We start from the raw sequence: 3,872 nt of genomic DNA on the forward strand, positions 1-3,872 counted from the left end.
CCCTAGCTTTGCGACAAGGCTTTCTCTTTCAATGTCGAACGGCGCGATTTCCTTGGAAATTAAATTCAATTGTTTATTAAGCTCCACTGCCTTTTCAGCTTTGGTCTGAAGCTCACGAATCTTTTCTTGCTGTTGTCTCAAATCGTTTTCTTTAGCGAGTATGAATGCTTTCATTGCTCCCGTTTCTTGATTCAAACTCTCCAACAACTCGGCCTTTGATGGCTTCAGTTTTAGTCGCTCATCAAGCCCGGCTAGTTTGTCTTTGGCCTTCTCAATATCCAAATGCAGCCCTGCTGCCTTTTGCCTAGCAGCGTCCTGCAGACGATCATAAATATTAAGTCCCAGTATCTGTTGCAGGATCTCTTTACGCTTACCAGCTGATTTAGCCGTAAACTCATTGGCCTTACCTTGCATAATCATGCTGGATGCTGTGAACGTCTCATCATCTAGATTCAGGAGATTGCGGATTACCGCCTCCGTATCTTTGATTTTCTCTGCAGATTTACTTTCCCACCTGGCACCGATTTGTTGTTGAAACTCTAAGGTACTCTTACCATTTCCTTTAAGTGACCGAGTTCGAATGGCCCGGTAATTACTTCCTTGATGTTCAAAAGTAAATGTCACGGCCATTTCCTGCGTTCCTCGCCTTACAAGATCATCCATGCTCACACCCTCGATTACATCACCGAACAAGGCAAATCTTGGTGCCATAGTGAATCCCGAGCTCTTCCCAGCACCATTTCTACCACAGATCGCCGCGATAGTAACATCTGTTAGATCAATGTTGGCATATGGGATAGCACGAAAATTAATTAATTCAAGCGTTAATGGATTCATACGATCGCCTCCAGTAATTCAGCAGTTAATGCCTGCAGCTCGCTTATTTCCGCAGCCTCAACGGATTGGTTCTGGCCCCATTTGGACAACGCCACTTGGGGACTAAGGCTTTCCGTTACATCAACGTCTCGTACCCGGTCCGAACGTTCAACATCTGCTTTAATCTCATGGACATAGAAAGCACCAGCATCATAAAGAGATTTTTCTAAAGTTCTACGATCAAACCGTTTCTGGAGGACCTCGCTGCAGCTATATCGCACACGGACGATGGCATCCTTAACAGTTAAAAACTCATCTACTTGCCCATCTAGCCAGGCTTCAATGTCCATATCGCACCAATCAATGGTTTTAAATCGACGTGATGGGGTTTCAATAAATGTTGATGCAAATGTTTGATTCGCTGTTAACGTATGAATCCAAAAGCCCGGCTTCGTTTTCTCATCACCGAAGTTATGCCGTTCAGGTGCTCCGCTGTAAAAGACATTCCTCCCAGCTTGCTGCGGCCTGTGGATATGGCCGAGAGCAACCAGATCGAACAACTGAGCAGCCTCGTCGGTCAAAATAGGTTCATTCATCAGCAGTACATCTTCAAAGCCTGTGTCAGCCAGGTCAAACGTTAAATGAGACATCAGTAGCTTAGTTCCTTTACTATAGGAAACCAGTCTAGAACATTCCTCATAAATCCATTCCGTCATCTTCTGATGAAACTCATTTGGGGGTAAATCTTTGAACTCCTCTTGAGTGGCAAACTGGCTGCGATTCATACCCGGCAAGCAACTTATCGATAATTCGTTACCCGCAGGCCCAAGAACGAGCCTGCCTGGGGAAGTGAAGATTGTAGTATTAGGAATGTTCATTTCCTTAATGATCTCGTAAGCAGATATAGCATCGTGTGAAGGTGTTCCACTAATGACGACCACCTTACATCCTGCATTACTTAATCTCCTTAACCATTGCGTAAATGCAGCAATCTCGATGGTTGCTCGATCAATAAACACACGGGCATCCTTGAATGCATCACCAGCAAAAAGTACAACCTCGCATTCTTCTTCAATAATCCTATCAGCGACCCAATCCATAACTTTGGTTATATCCTGAAAACGTGCATAAGGATCCGGACCCGGATAACCGAGTCCCCAGTGACTATCTGCAACATGGGCTATTTTCAATGCTTCTCACCTCACAAGTCCTCAGGAATATCAAACTTCATTTCTTTTTGCTCGGATTGACTAGCAGCAATCAAAAATTCGAGATGATCCCCTACCGCTTTCCAGTCCGCATCCGACTGAATATCCGAAACAACTTTCTTAATTTCACGATTCAGCGCGATCGTCGCTTCCTTCGCTAGAGAATTCCAATCTAATGAAGCCTTTTTCATTAGATCAAGCACTCGATTTTTCTGAACAACATTTCCAGCCTGTCCGGAGCTGCCTGCCCCCGAATTTCGGCTGCCCGTTTGCCTGCTACCACTCTGCGAATTTTGCTGCTGGGCCTTAGCTTGTGATTGACCTTCACCATCTCCTTCTGGATCTTCACCAGCTAGATATGCTTCCAGCTCTTGCTCTGTCTGTGTGAAAATGCCGCTGGATCTTGTAGCAGCAAGGGTGGCATCCACAAGCGCGCGCTTCTTAGCCATCTTAAGGACTGTGTTCCAGATGGAGTGCATGTCGTCATTTTCCATCCGATATGATTGATACTTGCCGTATTTTCCGGAACGTTCTTTACTAACTAGATCTTCCTTTTCTACTCCTTTAGGAAGATCCTTATCTGACACCCAGCGCCAGCGGTACCGGCTTTCAAACGTATTAGCATGTCCTACGCCTTCACCAATAATGGCGCCTGATCCACGATGAATTAATCGAATCGTGATGTCCACTCCGTAATAACCGGTCTCAAAGTTTTTATCTTCCACCTTGCTAGCAATTGTCGGAGCAAAGTTATAGAACTCACATAGCCCCTCAGCGCCTGGCTTCAATAAAGTTGGCTTGTCCGTTCCAGGAATGATTCCATAGTCAACGCCTTCTTGCATAACCTCACGGAAAAACTCTTTAGTCAGGTTAAGCTTTTGCTTCATATCGGCCAACTTCTTCCGCAGATCTGTCGCACTACCAAATTCATAATCAATGATTGCCCCACCGCCGGCTTGTCCGCCAGGGGCTTGAGGCTGAATGACTGTGACTTCGTTCAAATTACGCCGCCCCCTTAAGCAAATCCACAATAGACTGCAACGCTTTAAGTTCTGTTTTCAACTTATCCAGTTGATACCGGAATTCCATCACCAGATGCTCGGTCCGAGCCACTTCGTTTCGTTCAATTGCCGAAAATCTCCGAAGCTGTGCACTACGAATCTCTGCATTTTTACCATCTATGATCATTCCCTCTTCTTCAAAAACTCCGAGGTAGAGGCCATCCTCCCTATGTGTTAGCTCAGTGCGAGCAGAATTCAGATTATTTTGTGCTCCAATTAATGCAATCTCCGCAGCTGCGATCAGTTCCGGCAACACCAGTAAACGTTCAATGATCGATTGTTTATTCATTTGAAAGACCTCCAATAATTTTAGATAGATTGAATTTGACTAATGCAGCTAACGCAAATTAACTTGCCACCAGGACCTGGCTTCACATTTTCGATATTGGTACAAAGCACACAACCCGGTGCATATTTCTTTAATACAATGCTGTCTCCGTTCGTGAAGATCTCAATCGGATCTTTGATTTCAACACCTAGATTCCTCCGTAGCTCAATAGGAATTACCACACGACCAAGCTCATCAACTCTTCTTACGATTCCAGTAGCTTTCAACATTCGTTGTTTCTCCTCTCAATATTGTTTGATAGATTCATAGATTTAAGGCAAAAATGAGTCCTTGAATTGGCGCCCTTCAGTAGGTATACTGAAATCAATGTTATTTTCTAAAGCCGTAAACTTGAAGTAGTCACCCTGGCCGGTGCCTGCTTCTTTTTTTGTTTCATAGAGCTCCTTCTCAATTGCTTCAATTTCTCCACGCACCCAATCTTCCGCGGCCGGCTTGACT

Annotated in this window: 6 protein-coding genes; all 6 read right to left on the reverse strand. The window is 44.8% G+C overall.

Annotation, left to right across the window (positions count from 1 at the left end):
• Positions 1-837 (reverse strand): AAA family ATPase (locus tag AC1DUA_RS27740; RefSeq protein ID WP_477502835.1); only part of this gene is annotated, 837 nt, incomplete at its 3' end.
• Positions 834-2,006, reverse strand: coding sequence for a metallophosphoesterase family protein (locus tag AC1DUA_RS27745; RefSeq protein WP_477502836.1), 1,173 nt, complete (start codon positions 2,004-2,006; stop codon positions 834-836). The genes AC1DUA_RS27740 and AC1DUA_RS27745, both read right to left, overlap by 4 nt.
• 11 nt (positions 2,007-2,017) lie before the next feature.
• Positions 2,018-3,025, reverse strand: a complete 1,008-nt coding sequence (locus AC1DUA_RS27750; protein ID WP_477502837.1) for a hypothetical protein — start codon at positions 3,023-3,025, stop codon at positions 2,018-2,020.
• A 1-nt stretch (position 3,026) separates the two neighbouring features.
• Positions 3,027-3,374, reverse strand: coding sequence for a hypothetical protein (locus AC1DUA_RS27755; protein WP_477502838.1), 348 nt, complete (start codon positions 3,372-3,374; stop codon positions 3,027-3,029).
• Positions 3,375-3,394: 20 nt separating this feature from the next.
• Entirely contained in the window at positions 3,395-3,643 is a 249-nt protein-coding gene (locus tag AC1DUA_RS27760) for an AbrB/MazE/SpoVT family DNA-binding domain-containing protein (protein WP_445559111.1), read from the reverse strand.
• Between the two features lie 42 nt (positions 3,644-3,685).
• The coding region (locus tag AC1DUA_RS27765; RefSeq protein ID WP_477502839.1) for a hypothetical protein at positions 3,686-3,872 on the reverse strand (187 nt) is incomplete at its 5' end.

This window comes from Paenibacillus sp. 01T422 (assembly GCF_056398785.1).

Coding starts and splice junctions, on each gene's coding strand:
- AC1DUA_RS27755 (WP_477502838.1), bottom strand. CDS start 3,374: ATGAATAAACAATCGATCATTGAACGTTTACTGGTGTTGCCGGAACTG.
- AC1DUA_RS27760 (WP_445559111.1), bottom strand. CDS start 3,643: ATGTTGAAAGCTACTGGAATCGTAAGAAGAGTTGATGAGCTTGGTCGT.